Source organism: Halomonas sp. MMSF_3323, assembly GCF_030733595.1.
Lineage (GTDB): Bacteria > Pseudomonadota > Gammaproteobacteria > Pseudomonadales > Halomonadaceae > Halomonas > Halomonas litopenaei.
In genome coordinates this window covers 1-20,133 of sequence record NZ_JASHIT010000057.1, presented here as the reverse complement: position 1 = coordinate 20,133, position 20,133 = coordinate 1, and the positions used below count along the sequence as shown (strand labels likewise).

At 63.7% G+C, this 20,133-nt stretch carries 12 protein-coding genes; 7 read left to right on the top strand and 5 right to left on the bottom strand.

Features of this window, described 5'->3' with window-relative positions:
• Positions 1–137: 137 nt before the first annotated feature.
• The 5 genes from recC to RBB39_RS21165 all read left to right on the top strand — a co-directional run bounded on the left by recC (position 138) and on the right by RBB39_RS21165 (position 11,711).
• Positions 138–3,872, top strand: coding sequence for an exodeoxyribonuclease V subunit gamma (gene recC / locus RBB39_RS21185; RefSeq protein WP_253028660.1), 3,735 nt, complete (start codon positions 138–140; stop codon positions 3,870–3,872).
• Entirely contained in the window at positions 3,869–7,861 is a 3,993-nt protein-coding gene (gene recB, locus RBB39_RS21180) for an exodeoxyribonuclease V subunit beta (protein ID WP_052704261.1), read from the top strand. The genes recC and recB overlap by 4 nt, the downstream gene beginning before the upstream one ends.
• Positions 7,858–10,080, top strand: a complete 2,223-nt coding sequence (gene recD, locus RBB39_RS21175; protein ID WP_306169388.1) for an exodeoxyribonuclease V subunit alpha — start codon at positions 7,858–7,860, stop codon at positions 10,078–10,080. Before recB ends, recD begins: the two co-directional genes overlap by 4 nt.
• 156 nt (positions 10,081–10,236) lie before the next feature.
• On the top strand, positions 10,237–11,232 hold the full coding sequence (locus tag RBB39_RS21170; RefSeq protein WP_045991616.1) for an ion transporter: 996 nt from the start codon (positions 10,237–10,239) through the stop codon (positions 11,230–11,232).
• Positions 11,233–11,411: 179 nt separating this feature from the next.
• Complete coding sequence (locus RBB39_RS21165) at positions 11,412–11,711, top strand: DUF2442 domain-containing protein (protein ID WP_083970229.1); 300 nt, start codon at positions 11,412–11,414, stop codon at positions 11,709–11,711.
• 268 nt (positions 11,712–11,979) lie between these two features.
• On the opposite strand, the gene RBB39_RS21160 is transcribed toward RBB39_RS21165, so the two are convergent.
• Together RBB39_RS21160 and RBB39_RS21155 are read right to left on the bottom strand one after the other, a co-directional pair.
• Positions 11,980–13,077 carry an ADP-ribosylglycohydrolase family protein gene (locus RBB39_RS21160; RefSeq protein ID WP_083970225.1) on the bottom strand — a complete coding sequence of 366 codons (1,098 nt, stop codon included), beginning with the start codon at positions 13,075–13,077 and terminating at the stop codon, positions 11,980–11,982.
• A gap of 72 nt (positions 13,078–13,149) precedes the next feature.
• Complete coding sequence (locus tag RBB39_RS21155) at positions 13,150–14,040, bottom strand: AbaSI family restriction endonuclease (RefSeq protein ID WP_253029034.1); 891 nt, start codon at positions 14,038–14,040, stop codon at positions 13,150–13,152.
• A 425-nt stretch (positions 14,041–14,465) separates the two neighbouring features.
• Between RBB39_RS21155 and RBB39_RS21150 the strand changes: the two genes are divergently transcribed.
• Complete coding sequence (locus RBB39_RS21150; protein WP_045994834.1) at positions 14,466–14,915, top strand: LexA family transcriptional regulator; 450 nt, start codon at positions 14,466–14,468, stop codon at positions 14,913–14,915.
• Positions 14,912–16,180 (top strand): Y-family DNA polymerase, encoded by a 1,269-nt coding sequence (locus RBB39_RS21145; RefSeq protein ID WP_045994833.1) that lies wholly within the window; start codon positions 14,912–14,914, stop codon positions 16,178–16,180. The genes RBB39_RS21150 and RBB39_RS21145 overlap by 4 nt, the downstream gene beginning before the upstream one ends.
• A gap of 136 nt (positions 16,181–16,316) precedes the next feature.
• Here the strand turns inward: RBB39_RS21145 and RBB39_RS21140 are convergent, their stop codons facing one another.
• The 3 genes from RBB39_RS21140 to RBB39_RS21130 all read right to left on the bottom strand — a co-directional run bounded on the left by RBB39_RS21140 (position 16,317) and on the right by RBB39_RS21130 (position 20,086).
• A complete protein-coding gene (locus RBB39_RS21140) occupies positions 16,317–17,822 on the bottom strand; it encodes a sugar porter family MFS transporter (protein ID WP_083970647.1) in 1,506 nt (501 codons plus the stop codon).
• A 156-nt stretch (positions 17,823–17,978) separates the two neighbouring features.
• On the bottom strand, positions 17,979–18,887 hold the full coding sequence (locus RBB39_RS21135; protein WP_045994832.1) for a TIM barrel protein: 909 nt from the start codon (positions 18,885–18,887) through the stop codon (positions 17,979–17,981).
• A gap of 50 nt (positions 18,888–18,937) precedes the next feature.
• Positions 18,938–20,086: a Gfo/Idh/MocA family protein gene (locus RBB39_RS21130; RefSeq protein WP_045994831.1), complete on the bottom strand. Its 1,149-nt coding sequence runs from the start codon at positions 20,084–20,086 to the stop codon at positions 18,938–18,940.
• Between the last annotated feature and the right edge of the window lie 47 nt (positions 20,087–20,133).

Genomic DNA, 20,133 nt, shown 5'->3' with positions numbered 1-20,133 from the left:
CCGGTGATGGTGATCCCCGCCGCCGCATCCATTAGGCTATGCCGAGACGTCCCGACGATGCCTTGGCGTGTGCTGCTCAAGCTAGCGCCGACACCGCCTCGGGCTGCCACGCCTTCACGCAGTACAGAGAACTCGCCATGACCGATACCACCGCCGCCTCGGGCTTGATCGTCCTGCAGGGCAACCGTATGGAGGATCTGCGTGATCTGACCCTGAAGTGGCTGGGGCGGCGCCCGCTGCATCCGCTGGCGCGCACCCTTTTTCTGGTGCAGAGCAACGGTATCGCCCAGTGGCTCAAGACCTCCATCGCCGAGCGCCAGGGCGAACCGGGCTACGGCGTCTGCCTCGGCACCGACGTTGCCCTGCCCGCGCGCTTTCAGTGGCAGGCCTACCGCGCGGTGATCGAGGCGGTGGAAGGCCCAGGCCAGGTGCCGACCACCTCTCCCTGGGACAAGAGTCGCCTGCGCTGGCACCTGATGAAGCTGCTGCCCGAAGCCCTGGACGACCCGCTGTTCGAGCCGCTGGCGCGCTACCTGCGCGAGGACGATGAGCAGCGCAAGCGTTACCAGCTGGCCGAGCGCCTGGCTGACCTGTTCGATCAGTACCAGGTCTATCGCGCCGACTGGCTCACCGCCTGGGAGGCCGGCAACGATGTGCTCACCCTGCCCGGTAACCGTGTCACAGAGGTCCCCGATGACCAGCGCTGGCAGCCGGCACTGTGGCGCAGGATCAGCGACGCCCTGCCTGCCGACCAGCGCCACAGTCACCGCGGCGCCGTGCACCAGCGCTTCAAGCGGGCCGCCGAGCAGCTGACCCGCGAGGTCGAACGGGGCGAGACGGCCTGCCCCCCGGAAATACCGCCGCGTATCGTGGTGTTCGGCATTTCGTCGCTGCCCCAGCAGACCCTGGAGGTGCTGGCCGCCCTGTCCAGCATCAGCGAGGTGGTGCTGTGTCTGCTCAACCCCTGCCAGTTCTACTGGGGCGAGATCATCGAGACCCAGGAGGTCCTGCGCCGCCACGTGCGCCAGCGCCGTCGCCAGGGCATGCCGGCGGAGCTTCACCACTCGCTCGAACAGCTGCATCTGCACGCCCATCCGCTGCTGGCGGCATGGGGCAAGCAGGGCCGCGACTACCTGCAGCTCCTCAGCGAACACGACCACACCGACGTGGAGGCGTTGAGCGCCCTGCTCGACGACTCGGTGGATCTGTTCCTGGCGCCGCCCACCGACACCCTGCTGGGCCAACTGCAGGACGACATCCTCAATCTGCGCCCACTGGCGGAGACCCAGGCCGAGTGGCCAGCGCTTGATCCCGAGCACGACCACTCGATCCGTTTTCATATCTGCCACAGCCCTCAGCGTGAACTGGAGGTTCTGCACGACCAGCTGCTCGAGGCGTTCGCCGAGGATGCGACTCTCGAACCCAGGGACGTGATGGTGATGGTGCCGGACATCAATGACTACACGCCCTATATCGACGCGGTATTCGGCCAGTTCGCCCCGGGCGAGAAGCGCCACCTGCCCTACCACGTGGCCGACCAGCAGGAACGCCATCGCGAACCCATGCTGGTGGCACTGGAGACCCTGCTGTCGCTGCCGCGTCTGCGCTTTCGCGCCAGCGAGATCCTCGACCTGCTGGACATCCCGGCCATCCGCACGCGCTTTGGCCTTGGCGAGGGGGACCTTTCCACCCTGCAACGCTGGATTCGCGAGGCCAACGTGCGCTGGGGCCTCGATGCCTCCCAGCGAGCCGAACTCGGCCTGCCGGAACACGACGAGCTGCACACCTGGCGCTTCGGCCTGGAGCGCATGCTGATGGGCTACGCCGTGGGCGAGGCCAGCGACGACGGCGAGGACTGGGGCGACATCGTGCCCTACGACGAAGTCGCCGGCCTCGACGCCACCCTGGTCGGTCCGCTGTACCGGCTGATCATGACCCTCGACGAAGTTCGTCAGAGCCTGATCGAACCCAAGACCGCCAGCCAATGGGACCAGATTCTGGGAACCATGCTGGAGCGCACCTTGGCCCCCGGCTCCAGTGCCGAAGAGGCCTTGCTCGGGCGCATCCAGGGGGCGCTCGAGACCTGGCACGAGGAGGTCGACTCGGCCGAGGTCGGCATCCGCCTGCCGCTGGCGGTGGTGCGTGAAAGCTGGCTGTCGCGCATCGACCAGCCCCAGCTATCCCAGAGCTTCATGATGGGCCGCATCACCTTCGCCACCCTGATGCCCATGCGCGCAATCCCCTTCCGCCACGTCGTGCTGCTGGGCATGAGCGACGGCGCCTACCCGCGCCGCGCCGAGGCCATGGACTTCGACCTGATGGCCATGCGCGGACACTATCGCGCCGGCGACCGCTCCCGGCGTGACGACGACCGCTACCTGTTCCTCGAGGCACTGCTGTCAGCGCGGGACCGACTGACCATCAGCTGGTGCGGACGCAGCCCCCAGGACAACGGCGAGAAGCCGCCCAGCGTGCTGGTCGGGCAGCTGCGCGATCACCTCGGCAAGGGCTGGCGCCTTCCCGACCAACCGCCCCACGATGAGCGCTCGCTGGCCGAAGAGCAGCAGATGACCGAGGCCCTGCTCACCGCCCTGACCACCGAGCACCCGCTGCAGCCCTTCGGCGCCGGCTATTTCCTGGCGGGCTCGCCGCTTTATACCTACGCAGACGAGTGGCAGACCCTGCACCAGCGTGATTCTCGTCACTCGGACCCGATGACGGCCACCTCAGCCGATGAGCCGCTACCACCCTGGCGCCCCGAGGGCGCCATCGGCCTGTCGCAGCTTTCTGGCCTGCTGCGCGATCCCGTCGGCGCCCTGTTCCAGCAGCGCCTGTCCACCAACATGCGCGACGAACAGACGCTGAGCGACGACGACGAACCCTTCGCCTTCGCCGGCCTTGCCAGATGGCAGCAGCGCGAGGCCCTGGTGCAGCCGCTTGGCCAGCGTCTGGCCCACGACCGCGCCTGCGACCCCGCCCTGTTGATCGAACGCCAGGTCCAGCGCCAGCAGCGCGCCGGCCACTACCCGCCGCCACCGGTGGGCCCGGTGATCCGCCGCCAGTTGCTGGAGCGAATCCCCGACGCCCTCGACCACTACCGCGAACTGCTCGAGCGCTATCCACGCTCGCTGGAGCGGGCACCGCAGCTTCGCCACGACAGTCGCCTTCCCTTGCCCGACTCGAGTGAGACCCTGGTACTGGAGGACGCCCTGTCCCACCTGCACGCGACCGACTCTGCCCCCTCCTCCGGGGCCAGCGACGAGGGCGACGCGGGTGCGGGTGAGGTCGCCCGCATCGTGCTGTTGACCAGCCAGATCCACCAGGGCGAGCATTTTCACTGGAGCCAGATTCTGCGCCACTGGCCGGCGCACCTGGCGCTGCAGTGCCTCTACCCGAATTCGCCGAGCCATCTGGTATCACCCAGCGGCGTGCTGGAGATCCCCGGCATGCCCCGCGAACAGGCCGCAAGACGCCTGGATGCGCTGATGCAGCGCTGGCTTGCCGCCATGCAGGGGGCCACGCCTTGCCACCCCGACATCGCCTTCGCCCTGCTCGAGGAATACCCCGTGGCAGAGGATGCAGCCTGGCCACCGGCAGACGCCCAGACGTCAGCTACATTGCGCAAGGCCTGGGAGCAGGCCTGGGAAAAACTGCCGGAGCGAAGCCCGCTGCTGCTGCGTGAATTTCCAAGACTCGACGCGCTGATCGGCGCCGAGGGCTTTGCCGAGGCCTGCCGTGAGCTCTACGCCGACCTGCATGGCTGGATCAGCACCGCGCGCAGCGCTCGCAAGGGCTCAGACAAGGGCTCTCACAAGGGCTCTGATAAAGCATCGGGCAAGAGTAACGCCACCACCGGGAAGAAATCCGCATGAGCCTGCCGTCCGACCTTTTTTCCACCGACGACCAGCCGCCTTCCCCGGACAACGCCGGCCAGACACCGCTGCCATTGGCGCTTCCGCTGCAGGGCAGTCAGTTGATTGAGGCCAGCGCCGGCACCGGCAAGACCTTCACCATCGCGCTGCTCTACGTGCGTCTGGTGCTGGGCCACGGCCAGCCGGACAACCCGGCGAGTCGACGTGACAATGGCTTCAGCCAGCCGCTGGTGCCGCCGGATATTCTGGTGGTGACCTTTACCGAGGCCGCAAGCCAGGAGCTGCGCGATCGTATCCGGGCGCGCCTGGTCCAGGCCGCCGAGGCCTTTCGCGCCGGCGACAAGGACGACGGCTCAACCACCGCTCCGGACGACGGCCTCGCCGAGCGCGACCCGCTGCTGGCCGCGCTGCGCGACGACTTCGAGCGCGACGCCTGGCCCGCCTGCGCCCGACGACTGATGCTTGCCGCCGAATGGATGGACGACGCCGCCATCTCGACCATCCATAGCTGGTGTCAGCGAATGCTCAAGGAGCATGCCTTCGACAGCGGCAAGCTGTTTCGCCAGGAGGTGGTCAAGGATCTCGGCGAGATGACCCAGGAGGCGGTTACCGACTACTGGCGCACCCGCGTCTACCCCCTCGACGAGCCCCTGGCCGCGTCCATGGTCGAGCTGTTCGGCTCGCCCCAGGGGCTTAACAAGGCGCTGCGCAACCTGCTCGGCCGCGAGGATGCCAGCCTGGTCTTCTGCGGCGAGCCATTGGCCGCGGGCGATTTCGGTGCCCATCTCGCCCAGTTCAGCGACGCCCGTGGGAGCGCCGACAGGCTGGAAGACGCCGCCCGCCGCGCCTACCTGGATGAGAAGGAGGCGGTGCACGACTGCCTGCGCACGCTGCGCCCGGCGATGCACGGCGGCAGCTTTCGCGGCAAGGATGACGACGAGACCTTCGACGGCTGGCTGGAACAGCTCGGCGACTGGGCAAACGGCAAGCTGCCCCTTGCCGAGGCGAGCTTCGTGCAGAAGCTCGCGCGCTCCAAGCTGCGGGTAAAAAAGGGCACCGAGGTGCCCGTGCTTGGCCTGTTCGAGGCCCTGGAGGCGTGTCGCGATAACGACGAGCAGGTCGAGACCCTACAGCGCGAGCTCTACCCCCAGGTGCTGGCGGATGCCCGCGACTGGGTCAGCCGGCGGCTGTCCGAGCAGCTCGAGGCCAACGCCCAGATGGGCTTCAACGACATGATCACTGGACTGGCCTGCGCCCTGGACGGCGACGGCGGCGAGACCCTGGCGCGGCGTATTCGCCAGCAGTTCCCGGTGGCCATGATCGACGAGTTCCAGGACACCGATCCGGCCCAGTACCGCATTTTCGAGCGGGTCTATCGTATCGGCGATGCGCCCACCCCTGAGCCAGACGCCCAGCACGACCTGGATGGGCCAGGCGCTCCTGACCATGACGCCACGGCGCTGATCCTGATCGGCGACCCCAAGCAGGCGATCTACGGCTTTCGCGGCGGCGACATCTACACCTACCTGGGCGCCCGTCACGCCACCCGCGGGCACCACCACAGCCTGGACACCAACTTCCGCTCGAGCGAGGCCGCCGTGGCAGCGGTCAACCGGCTGTTCGCGTTCGCCGAGCAGCGCCACCCCCGCGCCGCCTTCCGCTTCGCCGCCGACAACCACAATCCATTGCCCTTTCAATCGGTCGGCGCCAACGGTCGCAAGGAGACCCTGTGCCTGGATGGCAAGCCCGCCGCCGCGCTGACCGGCTGGCTGATCGCCGACGGCAACAAGGACAACGGCTGTCTCAACAAGGAAGGTTACCTGCGCGAGGCCTCCCGCCACTGCGCCGACCGCATCGCCGACTGGCTCAATCAGGCCAGTCCTGGCGACGGCACTCCAAGCGCCGGTTTTGCCACATCAACGAACGCCGGTGACGGCAAGCTCACACCGCTGAAGGCCGGCGATATCGCCATCCTGGTGCGCGATCGCAGCGAGGCCAGCGCCATCCGCAACGCCTTGAGCGAGCGCGGCCTGGCCAGCGTCTACCTGTCGGATCGTGACAGCGTCTTCGCCACCGCCGAGGCCCGCGACCTGCATCACTGGCTCAAGGCCATGGCCAACCCGGAGTCGGTGTCGACCCTGCGCACGGCTCTGGCCACCGCCACCCTGGGCCTGGGACTGGCGGAGCTCGACCGGCTGCAACGCGACGAGACCGCCTGGGAGCGGGTACAGGAGCGCTTTCTTGGCTACCGCCTGCGCTGGCAGCGTCGGGGCGTACTGCCGGCGCTGCGTCAGTTGCTGCACGACTACCGGATCCCCGAGCGACTGCTCGGCGCCCACCAGGGCCAGCGTCGCCTGACCAACCTGTTGCATCTGGCCGAATGGGCCCAACAGGCCAGCGACACCCTGGACGGCGACCACGCCCTGATTCGCGTGCTCGCCGAACACCTCATCGACCCCGGCCACGATGAGCAGATCCTGCGCCTGGAAAGCGACGCCGACCTGATCCAGGTGGTGACCATCTTCAAGTCCAAGGGACTCGAGTATCCGCTGGTGTGCCTGCCGTTCCTGTGCACCTACAAGGAAATCAGCGGCCAGTCCGGAACGCCCCTGTACCACGTCGACGACCAGCCGCTGCTCGAACTGGCGGCCAAGAAGGAGATGGCCAAGGAGGGCTTTGAGCTGGCCGACGACGAACGGCTATCCGAGGAGGTACGGCTTCTGTACGTCGCCTTGACCCGAGCGCGCCACGCCACCTTCGTTGGCCTTGCCCCCCTCAAGCTTGGCAACGCCAGGAGCGCCACCCTGCACAAGTCAGCGCTGGGCTATCTGCTGGCCGGCGGCGAGACGATCCCTGATCTGGCGAATCTGCGCGAGCGCTGGGAGAGCATGAGCGGGGGCTTCGACGCCATCGCCCTGGACCCCATCGACGCCAGCAGTGATAGCCCCCAGATCGAGTACCACCCGGTCACCACCGAGCTCGCCACCAAGGGCGCGCGCACGCCCAGCCACCGCCCCTTTGCCCCCTGGTGGATCGCGAGTTACTCCTCGCTGGCCCAGAAGGGAGCCACCGCCCCCGAGACACCCGAGGCCGAAGTGCTCGAGGAAGAGCACCTGGACGCCCGCCTGGTGCCCGCGGCGCGGGAAGCCGGCGCCCCGGAGCCCGGCACCCTGCACGCTTTCCCGCGGGGCCCTGGCCCTGGCACCTTCCTGCACGGCGTGCTGGAAGCGCTGGCCGAGCACGGCTTTGACAGCGCGCTTGACGATGCAGGCCTGCTCGCCCGCCTGGCCCAACGCTGCCGCCGCCGGGGCTGGGAAGCACACACCCAGGCGCTGACCGATGGCATCCGTCGCTGGCTGACCACGCCGCTGACCTCGACCACACAAGAGCGCCCCGACGGCGAGGATGCCGACGATGGGCCGGTGCTGGGGAGCCTTGAGCGCTACCGTGCCGAGCCCGACTTCTGGTTCGCCACCCATGACGCCATCACCCCGGCCATGGACAAGCTCACCCGCCAGCATCTGTTTCCCGGAGAGCCCAGGCCCCAACTGGGCTATCAGCGCCTCAACGGCCTGCTCAAGGGCTTTATCGACCTGTTGGCCGAGCATCAGGGGCGCTTCTATATCATCGACTGGAAGTCCAACTGGCTGGGTCCCGACGATGACGCCTACCACCAGGACGCCATGCGCGCCGCCATGCTCGATAAGCGCTACGACATGCAGCTTGCGCTCTACCTGGTGGCACTGCATCGCCACCTGCGCCAGAGCCTGCCGGACTATGACTATGACCGCCACGTTGGAGGGGCCATGCTGGTCTTTCTGCGAGGTATTACCGCGCCCTCGCGCGGCGTCGCCGCGATCAAGCCGCCCCGAGCCTTTATCGAGGCACTCGACGATATCCTGGCCGGACAGGCGGGCAGCGCCGCGACCACAACCCACGACAGCGCCACCGGCCATGACAATGACACCAGCGGGGAGGCAATGGCATGAGCGAGGCTAACCCTGAGGTACACCGCGAGGGGAACGGCGAGACACCGGGCGATTCAGCCTCGACCGCCCTGCCGTCCTCGCCCTTTGCCACCCCGGAGCAGGCACTGGCCGACCCCGAGGCCCTGCTGTCGCTGCTGTTTGCCTGGGCCGAGTACGGCTGGATCCGTGATCTCGACGCGGCGCTGCCTCACCGCCTGGCGAGCCTCGCGCCGGACGGCGACGCCAGCTGCCTGCTGGCGGCCATGCTGGTCAGCCACCAGGCCGGCCAGGGGCATCTGCTGCTGGACCTGAATCAGGCCCGCCGCCAGCCCGAGACGCTGATCGCCGTCGCTCGCGACGTGGCACGTGACGACGCCGCCCCGCCCCCGCCGGAGGCGCTGCTCGGCCGTCTCGGCGACGACTGGGTAAACCGGCTTCAGCGCTGGTCGGCGGTGGCGCAAGGCCCAGGCGCCAGTCCCCTGGTATTGGAGGCAGAGCGCCTCTATCTACGCCGCTACTGGCGCAACGAACAGCGGGTCGCCAGCGCCATTGCCGCGCGGCTGTCGACGCCCGGCACTCCAACCAAGGATCATCCAACCGAGGATCATCCGACCGCCGACGGTGACGCCGCCCGCCTGCGTCCGGTGCTGGATACGCTGTTTCCCCCGTCCGATCCGCGTGCCGACCAGGCCGCCTCCCAGAAGCTCGCCTGTGCGCTGGGCGCACGCGCGCCCTTCGCGGTGATCACCGGCGGCCCAGGCACCGGCAAGACCACCACCGTCATCCGCCTGCTGGCGCTGTTGCAGACCCAGGCCATCGCTGAGCGGGGCGCCCCCCTGGCGATGCGCCTGGCCGCCCCCACCGGCAAGGCGGCGGCGCGACTCAGCGAATCCATTCGCGACCAGATCGCCGCCCTCGACGAACTGCCGCTGCCGGACGCCGCCCAGGTACGCGCCTCGATTCCCCACGAGGTCTCGACCCTGCACCGGCTGCTCGGCGCCCGGCCCGATACCCGTCACTTCCATCATCATCGCCTCAATCCCCTGCCACTGGACATGGTGGCGGTGGACGAGGCGTCGATGGTCGACATCGACATGATGGCGGCACTGCTCGACGCCCTGCCGCCCCATGCACGCCTGGTGCTGCTCGGCGACAAGGACCAGCTCGCCTCGGTGGAGGCCGGCGCGGTCCTCGGCAACCTGTGCGCTCGGGCCGAACAGGGCCACTACCGCAACGATGTCAGCGACTGGCTCGAAGCGGCTACCGGCCTTTCGTTGCCCGAGGCCCTGCACGACGGCGACGGCCGGGCGCTGGATCAGTCCGTCGCCATGCTGCGCCACTCCTTTCGCTTCGATGACGCCAGCGGTATCGGCCAGCTCGCCCGCGCCATCAACGCCGGCGACAGCCGGCGGGCGCTCGCGGTGCTGGACGACACCGCCTTTCCCCAGGCGCAGCGCCAGGCCCTGCCCCGCGCCAACGAGCGGCGCCTGATGACCCTGGCGCTGGATGGCCGAGGCCAGGACGCGGCCTGGGGCTATCGCTTCTATCTGGGTGCCATCACCCCGCGTCCCGACACCCCGGAAGCTGGCGCACTCGAGCAAAGCGGCCTGCTGCGGCCACGCCCGTCGCTGTCATCCGAGCGAGCCGAGTGGGACCGCTGGGCCTCTGCCATCCTCGAGGCCCACGCCCAGTTCCAGTTGCTGACGCCGCTGCGCGCCGGCCACTACGGGGTCGAATCGCTCAATCAGCGCATCGAGCAGGCGCTGGCGCGGGCCGGACTGATCGACAAGCCGGATCACAGCACCCACTGGTACGAAGGCCGCCCGGTGCTGGTCACTGGCAACGACTACGCGCTCAAGCTGATGAACGGAGATATCGGCATTGCCCTCAAGGTGCCGGTGGAGTTCGCCAACCCCGAGGCCGGCACCACCCTGCGCGTGGCCTTTCCTGCCGGTGACGGTCAGGGCGGTATCCGCTGGGTGCTGCCCAGCCGGCTGCAGCGGGTCGAGACGGTATTCGCGATGACGGTGCACAAGTCCCAGGGCTCGGAGTTCGTCCATACCGCCCTAGTGATGCCGGACACCCTGTCGCCGATCCTGACCCGCGAACTGGTCTACACCGCCGTCACCCGCGCCAAGAAGACCTTCACCCTGCTCAGCGCAAGCGATGTGGTGCTGGCCAAGGCCATCGAACGACGGATTGCGCGTCAGAGCCGGCTATTTCAGTCGCCCGAAACATAAGCCCTGCAAAGTCCCGGTCGCACTGCCTATCAGCAGAAAGCCGCGTCCTCACAGCGCCAACGACGCTTTGGCACAAGGCGAAGTGGGGATGCGACCAACGCCAGGACGCTCTAGGCTGGTGGAGAATGGAGTGTCACACGCATCCAAGGAGGACTCATGCCCGCCACCCGCACGACCTCGCCCGCCCTGGAGCGGGCTCATCTGGTGTGGGACCTGTTCATCATCGCGCTGGTGATCGCCAACCTGGCGCTGTTGCTGTTCGACAGCCTGTTTCTGCTGCCACCGCTCAACGCCGCCTTCGAGGCGGCGGCACCTGGCCTTCACGGCGCCTACGACCGGCATATCCATGCCAACTTCTTCAGCATCGACCTGGCCTTCGTCGCCGTCTTTCTGTTCGATGTGCTGCTTGGCTGGGCCGTCGCCATCTACCAACGCCGTTACCACCGCTGGTTCTTCTACCCCTTCGTGCACTGGTACGACGTGCTGGGGTGTATTCCCCTCGCCGGCTTCCGCCTGCTGCGTATCCTGCGTGTGATCTCGCTGCTGCACCGCCTGCACCGCCTGGGACTGATCGACGTGCGTCGCTGGTATCTCTACTCGGTTGTCGCCAAGTACACCGACATCCTGATGGAGGAACTCACCGATCGTATCGCCATCCGCCTGCTCGACAACGTCCAGGAGGAACTCACCAGCGGCGACGGCCTGGCCTCACCGGCCATCGAGAAGATCGTCACGCCGCGCAAGGAAGCCCTGGTGCGGGAAGTCAGCCAACGCCTCGAGACCATGGTCGGCGACATCGCCCACCACAACCGTTTCGCGACGCTGGCCTACGTGCGCGGCCTGGTCGCCCGCACCCTGGCCGAAACGCCGGAGCTTCAGCGACTCAAGCGCCTGCCCATGGGCTCCCAGCTCACCCAGGGCCTGGAGTCATCGATGTCCGACCTCGCCTGCCACCTGGTCGATGAAGCCCTGAACGGTCTCAAGTCCAGGGAGTTCTCCTCGCTGGTCGAACATATGGCCGACAGCGGCTTCGACGCCTGGCTGCGTACCGACCCCGAGACCGAACAGATCACCGAACAGGTGCTGGTCGACATGCTGGAACTGCTCAAGGAACGTATCGCGGTCAAGCGCTGGCACGACAAGTACGCGTGAACGGAGCGGGCCACGGGGGGAGCCCTGTGGCCCACTGGGCATTCAGGTCTCGCATATTCTTTGCGATGGATCTGCGGTCGCTAAGCTAGACGGCACAACCACGGCTAATGCTGTGGAATGCGATGGTGGCACAATCGATGACTGCACGGAGGGAGACACCTGCGAACGGGGAGAGACACGTGGCCATTACTGAAGATGACGTCAGGCAGGCAAAGGCCCGCATGGCCTGTGCACGCGGTCACGCCCACGTTGTTTCCGCGCGATACGACAGTCGCACCCATCGCGTCATCATTCATCTGAACTCAGGGCTTGAGCTCGCGATTCCGCCGCACCTCGTGGAAGGTCTCACCGACGCCACTCCAGAAGCCTTGGCCGACATAGAGGTTTCTCCCACCGGGCTTGGCCTTCATTGGCCCCAACTCGATGCTGACCTCTACGTCCCCGCCCTCCTGCAAGGCCAATTTGGCTCCCCCTCCTGAGCTAAAGGATGGCGCCAAAGGGGGCGCCCGCGGACGGTTCGGTGAAACGGTCATTAACAAACATCCGGGACCCGACAATTAAGCAGTCACTGGCATACTCGCAGACCTTATTCAACATTTAGTACCTGTCGGTGCTCGGTAGAAAAGGCATCGATTGACCGAAATTCAGCCTTAGGACGCAAGCCAATCGACACGACGAGTCAGCAAGCAAGATGGCGTCACCAAGAAATCAATGGACTAGTTTCTTGAACGCTTGTTGTCGAAGCTGTCAATATCCCGGATATTTTTTCCATACCCAATCATTGTCGACGCCGCCAAAATCATCCAAGTCCCATTCATTGCTATCCACTAAATCCTCAGCCATTTCAGTTATCACGTCCCGTAATTCTAGCGGTTCCAACCAACTCTCCGGGATGGCCGAGACCCCCATCATGGCGCCCAATAGATTGCCAGCAATGGCGCCAGTAGAATCAGAGTCACCATCATGATTAACTGCAAGGCAGACTCCATGGCGGAGATCTTTGGCACCCAAGGCGCAATAGACAGCAATAGAAAGTGCCTCTTCTGCTACCCACCCTTGTCCCAGCTTACTAATAGCCTCGAAGTGATTACTCGAAATATCGGCCAACGCTTCAGCTTTTTCCAGAGCATCAAGCGTCTCTTCGTGCCCTTCATATGCCACAAGTGCCTCCTTCACTTTGCCAAGTGAATCTCTGAGACCTTTACCATTGATAAGATGCAAGATTAATTCCGACAGCACTCCAGCAGTCAAATAGCCGCTGGGATGACCATGAGTAATACTCGCGGCTTGCATACCCAGATGGAAAGCATCGCTGCCAGTCGTAGAAGGCCAAATGAAAAGTCCACATGGCGCCACTCGCATGAGTCCACCACAGCCTTTACTGTTGTTCTTAGCTGAAGCGCCATATCTTTCCATCGATCGCAATGCCGAGATACAAGTACGACCCGGCGCACGTTGATTTTGTAATTCTGCATGTCCGGCTAACCAACCACTAGTGAGCCAGTCTTCTCCTGTTTCCATTCGCGACCGATACCCTTGTGTATAAAGCCAGCGCTCATAAGCACTGGAGATTACACTGGCTCTGTGACATATCCCACGTCTGGCGCCCCGTACATGACCGCGCAGCAGCCCCTCGGCAGTAAACAATACCATTTGGGTATCATCAGTAATTCGACCTATACCACCATAACACGGCACGTACTCAGTTATACCAGACTCACCAAACTTAGAGACAATCTCAACATGAGTCATAAACTCTACCGGAGCGCCAAGTGCGTCACCGACAGCGCCCCCTAGTAGGCAACCAACGAACTTTTGTCTTATTTCATGAGTTTTATTTTTCATATCCACAATCACACCAAAAAAATCAAAAACACTAAAACAGAATGGTTGATTTTAGAATCAAAAATCACCTATTCACAAAAATCGAACTTTTTCCCTCGTACCTATACGATCAAACACAATACAATCCTCCGTCGATCTTGCAATATTTAATTTAAATGTACCAACAAACCGAAGAAGGTTTCTTCCCAAGGAGTCTTTAGCTTTGGCAAAAACAATTGTTTTTCTTTCCGGATTTCTCTCAGCGTCTATCAACTGAGTCTCAATAGATTTTTTCCCGTCAAGATTTTCAGCACACTCGTAAATACGCTCACCATCTTTTGTTATTTTATTGTGCCACATACCATGTCTAAAAAGTCTGGGAAACCATACAACATCGGTACTACCATCAGGTATCCCCCAAGCGCCACGCTGCAGTGCTTTACCTTTAAAACCAAAACATCTCAAGGCTTCTGCCTGCGTTCGAAAAACAGGATTATCGGCAACGTCCAAGTATCCTTGATTGATCCATCTCCGTGAAGAATAAGCGAAATCCCAGTCCCAAGGAACAAACGTGCCGTTGTCAACACCAATCTCTTTAATTTTGTTCAGTTTATCGATGAAATTATCAGTTTCTTCCGCAACAATAGAAATGTCTTTAAACATCCCTTCATCGCCATACGTTTTTATCCTATGAATTTCGTGTCCTGTAGCTAAAACAATATCATCACTTCTCTCAACATCTTCAGAAATTTGGTTTGTGTGATGCTTTTCATCAATCTCCAGATGCAGATTGAACTGAGGAAAATAAATATCAGTCAAGGCGCGATAGCCCTCTGGCCGATATACAAGCTGCTGACATACGAATTCAACGTCATCATCAATTTTATGAATTATTCGAGAAACAATGTACAGCTCCCATCTTTTGTGGGATATTTTCTGCAGACTCCTAAGAATGTAGTCAGCTTTAGAAAGTTCTTTTGCCATCAAATCCACCAAACCTTTTAATCATCATAACAATTATTCTAGATATAAAAATATCACATACATCAGAGGGTAACAGCACTTATTTTACTATACGTTAAATTCCCGTTTACCTATATAAACGCACTTCAACCGTTGCCTTGTCTAAGCCACAATCCATAAGTTCGTGCAAGAGTACCAACTATTACCGACAGCCCCACCAACCTCGTCATCCACCTTCCAATTCCCTACTCCCAATCCAACCAACCCCATCTCGCTCACCAAGCCAACTTTGCCCCCGCCCTCCTGTGCTGGCGCAGCCATGCACCTCCTGATACTGTATATCCAAACAGTTTCTGCGATTCAGGAGGCCCCCATGCGCGACGACTATTCCCTTGTTTGGCGAACCCTTTCGTGTAGCGCCTATGGCAACGACGGGAGCCTGTGCCATGAGTCTTGAGGTGGAGGTGCTGGGGCGGGTCGATCCGCACGCGCCCAGGACCGCCTTGCCGCTGGCGGCGACCGAGGTTCGCGCGGGCTTTCCGTCACCGGCCGATGACTACCTGGAGGGACAGCTCGATCTGGTGGCGCATCTGGTGCCCCACCCCAGCGCCACCTTTTATCTACGCGCCAAGGGCGAGTCGATGAAGGGACTCGGCATCTTCGACGGGGATCTGCTGATCGTGGATCGCTCGCTGGAGCCGTGCAGCGGTTCGGTGCTGATCGCCAGCGTCGACGGTGAGCTGACCTGCAAGCAGCTTGGCTATATCGGCAATCGACCCTACCTGCTGGCGGCCAATGAGGCCTTCGCGCCGATTCCGCTCAACGGTCGCGACTGCGACCTATGGGGCGTGGTCACCCACAATATCCACGCCCTGGCAGCGGGAGTCGCGCGGTGATCGCGCTGGTCGACTGCAACAACTTCTACGTCAGCTGTGAGCGGGTCTTCGACCCCTCGCTTCGCGGCAAGCCTGTGGGGGTGCTGTCCAACAACGACGGCTGCGTCATCGCCCGCAGCCAGGAGATCAAGGACCTCGGCGTTGCCATGGGCATGCCTGCCTTCAAGATCGAGGGCGCGCTGCGCAGGCAGTGCATCCTGCTGTCGAGCAACTATGCGCTCTACGGCGACATGTCGCGTCGGGTGGTCGATACGCTGCGGGAGTTTGCTCCCGCCGTCGAGGTATACAGCATCGACGAGTGCTTTCTCGACCTCGCGGGCATGGCACCCGCCGGGCTGGACGCCCACTGCCGGCGCTTGCGACACACGGTGATGCGCCACACCGGCATTCCCGTCGGCGTCGGCGTGGCGACCAGCCGCACCCTGGCAAAGATCGCCAACCACCAGGCCAAGAAGGATCCCCGCGCAGACGGCGTCCACGTGCTCGAGGCCGATTCGGCGGCAACCCGGGCGCTGCTGCAACGCCTGCCGGTCACCGAGGTCTGGGGCGTCGCCGGGCGCACCGCCGCCCGGCTTGGGCAGCTCGGCATCGAGTCCGCCTGGCAGCTACGTGAAGCCGACCCCAAGCATATCCGCCGCCATTTCAGCGTGGTGCTGGAACGCACGGTACGCGAACTTCGCGGCGAATCCTGCATCCGCCTCGACGACGTCGGCGCCCCGCGCGAACGGATCATGACCAGCCGCTCCTTTGGTCGGCCCACCGATGATCTCGCGCAGTTGCGTCAGGCAGTGCGCGCCCATGCCGGCCGCGGTGCTGAAAAGCTGCGTGGTCAGGGCAGCGTGGCGCGGGCGCTGCTGGTGTTTTTGAAGACCAACAAGCATCGTCAGGATCTGCCCCAGCACCATCCTTCGCTGGTGGTTCCGCTGGAGCGTCCCAGCGACGACAGCCTCGAGATCGTGGCAACCGCGACCCGGGCGCTTGCGCGCATCTATCGCCCAGGCCACCAGTACATGAAGGCCGGCGTGATGCTGCTCGACCTCGCCGACAAGGCAAGCCTGCAGCAGGATCTGTTTGCCGTCGACGACGCCAGACAAGCGCGCAATCAACGCCTGATGGACACCCTGGACGCGATCAACCAGAAGCACGGACGTGGTGCATTGAGCCTTGGCAAGACCAGCGTGGACGCGGCCTGGCAGCTCAAGTGCGAACACCGCACCTCAGGCTACACCACCCGCTGGGATGAACTGCCGATCGCCAGGCTATAGCCACACACGATGGCGTCACGCCATGCCCTTGGCCCTGCCGGTCAACCCCGCCAACACGACGCTGCCCCTGGCCACGTGTATCACGGGGGCAGGGGCAGCGGTGACGATCAGCCATTACGGCCTGGTGAAAGGATGACTACTCCGAGGTGACACTCTTGCCTTGCCTGGTCAGCTCGCGACGCCGCTTGCTCAAACGTGTGGCGGTGATGTCTTCCAGCTCCTCCAGCGTCTTGCCCTTGGTTTCCGGCACGTAGCGCAGGACCACCAGCAGGCTGATCAGCGTCAGCACCGCATACAACCAGAAGCTGAAGCCACCCCCCGTCAGCTCATTGAGGAAAGCATTCTCGCGCAGCATGGGGAAGGTCTGGGTGACCATGAAGCCCATGAACCACTGCGCTGCCACCGCCAACGACATGGCCCGCGCGCGGATGGCGTTGGGGAAGATCTCCGAGATCAGCGTCCAGCACACGCAGCCCCAGGAGATGGCGAAGGACACCACGTAGACGATCAGCGCGATAAGTGCGCCCGGCCCGGCCTCGCCTCCGGCGATCACAACGCCGAGGAAGGTCATGGCCACCATGCTGCCGAGGCTACCCGCCACCAGCAGTGGGCGACGGCCGACCTTGTCGATCAACAGCATCCCCAACAGGTTGCCGCCGACAAAGGTGACCCCCATGATCGACGTCTGCAGCAGCGCATCCTCGTTGCTGGCGGTCACCGACGACAGCACGTCAGGCGCGTAGTACATCACCACGTTGATGCCCGTCAGCTGCTGAGCGGCGGCGATGAAGACACCGATCATCACCAGACCGAAGGTGCCCTTGGCGCGCAGCGACACCTTGCGTTTCGTCTGGCCACGCTCGAACGACTTCTGGATATCACCGAGGGTCTGCTCGATGGCCTCGGGACGATAGAAGCGTCCCAGCACCCGTCGCGCCTCGTCGATCCGCCCTTTCAGCACCAGCCAGCGTGGTGACTCGGGCACGAAGGGAACCAGCACCGCGAAAAGAATCGAAATCACCGCTTCCGAACCCAGCATCCAGCGCCAGCCGAAATTCAGTATCCAGGTTTCGGCCATCCCCTTGGCGATGAAGTAATTGACGAAGAACACCACCATCTGGCCGAACACCACCGACTGCTGGAACAGACTCACGGTACGCCCGCGCAGGTAACCCGGTGACATCTCGGAGATGTACATGGGCGCGATGACGCTGGCCATGCCGACGGCCACGCCACCGACCATGCGCCACCAGATGTAGCTCTCGAAGGTGCCGGCAAGACCAGAACCAAAGGCCGAGGCGGTGAACATCAGAGCAGACAGCAGAAAGACCGCTCGGCGGCCGTACAGGGTCGAAAGCCAACCGGCGATGAGAGCACCGCCGATGCAGCCGATGACCACCGACGATACCGCCCAGCCCTTGGCGGCGGGTGAAAGATCGAAGTACTCGGCGATGGGACCGATGGCGCCGGAAATGACCCCGGTGTCATAGCCGAACAGCATGCCGCCAAGGGCGGCGACCAGGATGATCTTGACCAGATAGACCAGCTGGGTGGATGTCAGTTGTTGCTGCTGACTGGCCGGTGGTGACACGCCGGCCGGTGAAGGGGCAGCGCTGGCGCTGCCATCGTGTGACGTGGGCATGGTGACCTCTCGTTGAAGGTTGTTGTAGTACCAAGAGTCCTGCTTGCGCAGGCATGACAAGACGTCACACCCCGATCTCGCTGGCGGATGACGTACACACGGCTGAGCCCCTGCCCCCCACCGAGGCCGCCCAGGCCACGGGGAGGAGTCTGTCCATCAGGCCTCGGCCAAACCCTGTTGCAGAATGTGGCGCTCGATGAACTCGCGACTCTCGCGGGCGTTATCCAGGGCATCGTTGTCCCTGGTCGGATCCACGTCCTGCTCGACGGTGATCCAGCCCTGATAGCCGATGGCGGCCAGGCTTTCGCGCACGGCATCGAAGTCGACACTGCCCTGGCCCAGTGGGCAGAACACGCCCTGACCGATGGCGCGGTAGAAGTCGGTGCCCTGGGCCACCACATCCTCAAGCACTGTGGCCTGGACATCCTTGAAGTGGATGTAGACGACCCGCTCTCCGTAGTGGCGAATCAGCTCGGCGGGATCGATGCCGGCATACAGGCTGTGGCCGGTATCGACACACAGCTTGACCAGGTCCTGATCGAGCTCCGCCATGGCACGGTCGACCTCATCGCGGTACTCGATGTAGCTGCCGGCGTGAGGATGGAGCACCGGTATCACCTGATACTGGTGACAGATCTCGGCCACCTGACGAATGGTGCACATCATTTCCGCCCACTGGACGTCGCTCAGTCGGGTGGCCGAGGCCTGCTGCCCCGCCTGATCGGTACGTGGCGAGCTGACGTGATCGATGATCACCATGTAGCTACCCTGCTGGGGTTTAAGCACCTCGCAGGTCGCCCGGGTGTAATCGAGGATCTGCTGTCGCTGCTCGGGATCGTGCAGGTGCTTGAAGATGGTGCCGGCCACCAGCGAAAGCCCCCGCTGCTCAAGCGCCTCGGCCAGCGTGTCCGAAGACGTGGGCAGGTAGCCCAAAGGGCCCAGTTCGGTGGCGTTGAAGCCGGCCCCGGACAGTTCGTCCAGCACCGTGAACCAGGGGGGATTGGCCGGGTTGTCGGCAAATTCGATGCCCCAGGAACAGGGGGCATTGGCAAGCTTGATCTGCATCTTGGTGGTCCTCAGGTTGTTGGTGGCGTGCTTGGCGATGCAACGAAGGGCTAGAACGCCACCCAGGCGCCATCGTTGTCGGCGGACTCGACGCAGCACTCGAGCAGGCGCACGCCTTCGATGCCGTCGTCGATGTCCGGATACCACAGGCCGCCAGCAGCGCCGTGCATCGCCATGGCGTAGCGGTGGTAGAGGTTGGCCCAGGATTCAAAGAAGCCCTCGGCATGGCCGCCGCCGATACGATTGCAGGCCACGCCAGGGTCGTCGGTCGCCAGATAGCCCATGCCACGCTCGAGAATGCGCACCGGCTGGTTCTGCACTTCGTGGCGCAACTGGTTGGGATATTCGTCCCACCATTCGAGGCTGGCCTTCTCCCCGACGATGCGAATCTTCTGCTGATGCATGGAGCCGGCATTGACGGCACTGGCCCACAGCGACCCCACGGCGCCGCTCTGGTACTGCAACAACACCTGGGCGTTGTCCTCCAGCGGTGCCCGGGTCGCCACGAAGCTCTGGCGATGACACAGCAGCCGTTCGACCTTGAGCCCAGTGATGAACTGGCCAAGGTGGAAGGTGTGGGTGCCAAGATCCCCCAGAACGTAGGTCGGGCCTGACACCGCGGGACTGGTGCGCCATTTGGCGCCACTGCTGGTCTGCTCTACCGGCTGACTGTGAAAGCCGTGGGCAAACTGCATGTTGACCAGGCGTATGTCGCCCAGCTCGCCGGACTGCACCATGGCCCGGGCCTGGTGCAGCATGGGATAGCCGCTGTAGCCATACATGACGCCAAACACAAGCCCCCGCGCCTGGGCTTCGGCCTTGAGTTGCTGCGCTTCGGCGACGGTGAAGGTCACCGGCTTCTCGCAGATGACGTGCAGCCCGGCCTTGAGGGCAGCAAGACCTATCGCGTAGTGGGTGCTGTTGGGGGTGGCGATGCTGACCGCCTGGATGCCATCGTCGCGTACCGCTTCGGCACGCAGCATGCTGGCGTAGTCCGGGTAGCAGCGCTGGGCGTCGACACCCAGGCGAGTGCCGAAGTCGCGCCCGCGCTCGGCGTCCAGGTCAAAGGCGCCGGCCACCAGCTGAAACAGGCCGTCGCGCTGTGCCGCGGCCCGGTGGGCATGGCCGATCTCGCTGCCCCGACCGCCGCCGACCATGGCCCAGCGCAGCGGGGTAAGTTGGTGTTCCTCGTTGAACATTGGTTGTTCTCCGGTGAGTCAGTGGCATGTCACCGAGCCAGGGCCAC

Excerpts from the sequence above, each read along its gene's own strand:
- RBB39_RS21170 (WP_045991616.1), top strand. The coding sequence starts at position 10,237 with ATGCCCGCCACCCGCACGACCTCGCCCGCCCTGGAGCGGGCTCATCTG.
- RBB39_RS21155 (WP_253029034.1), bottom strand. The coding sequence starts at position 14,040 with ATGGCAAAAGAACTTTCTAAAGCTGACTACATTCTTAGGAGTCTGCAG.
- RBB39_RS21130 (WP_045994831.1), bottom strand. The coding sequence starts at position 20,086 with ATGTTCAACGAGGAACACCAACTTACCCCGCTGCGCTGGGCCATGGTC.
- recC (WP_253028660.1), top strand. The coding sequence starts at position 138 with ATGACCGATACCACCGCCGCCTCGGGCTTGATCGTCCTGCAGGGCAAC.
- recD (WP_306169388.1), top strand. The coding sequence starts at position 7,858 with ATGAGCGAGGCTAACCCTGAGGTACACCGCGAGGGGAACGGCGAGACA.
- RBB39_RS21160 (WP_083970225.1), bottom strand. The coding sequence starts at position 13,077 with ATGAAAAATAAAACTCATGAAATAAGACAAAAGTTCGTTGGTTGCCTA.
- recB (WP_052704261.1), top strand. The coding sequence starts at position 3,869 with ATGAGCCTGCCGTCCGACCTTTTTTCCACCGACGACCAGCCGCCTTCC.
- RBB39_RS21135 (WP_045994832.1), bottom strand. The coding sequence starts at position 18,887 with ATGCAGATCAAGCTTGCCAATGCCCCCTGTTCCTGGGGCATCGAATTT.
- RBB39_RS21140 (WP_083970647.1), bottom strand. The coding sequence starts at position 17,822 with ATGCCCACGTCACACGATGGCAGCGCCAGCGCTGCCCCTTCACCGGCC.
- RBB39_RS21150 (WP_045994834.1), top strand. The coding sequence starts at position 14,466 with ATGAGTCTTGAGGTGGAGGTGCTGGGGCGGGTCGATCCGCACGCGCCC.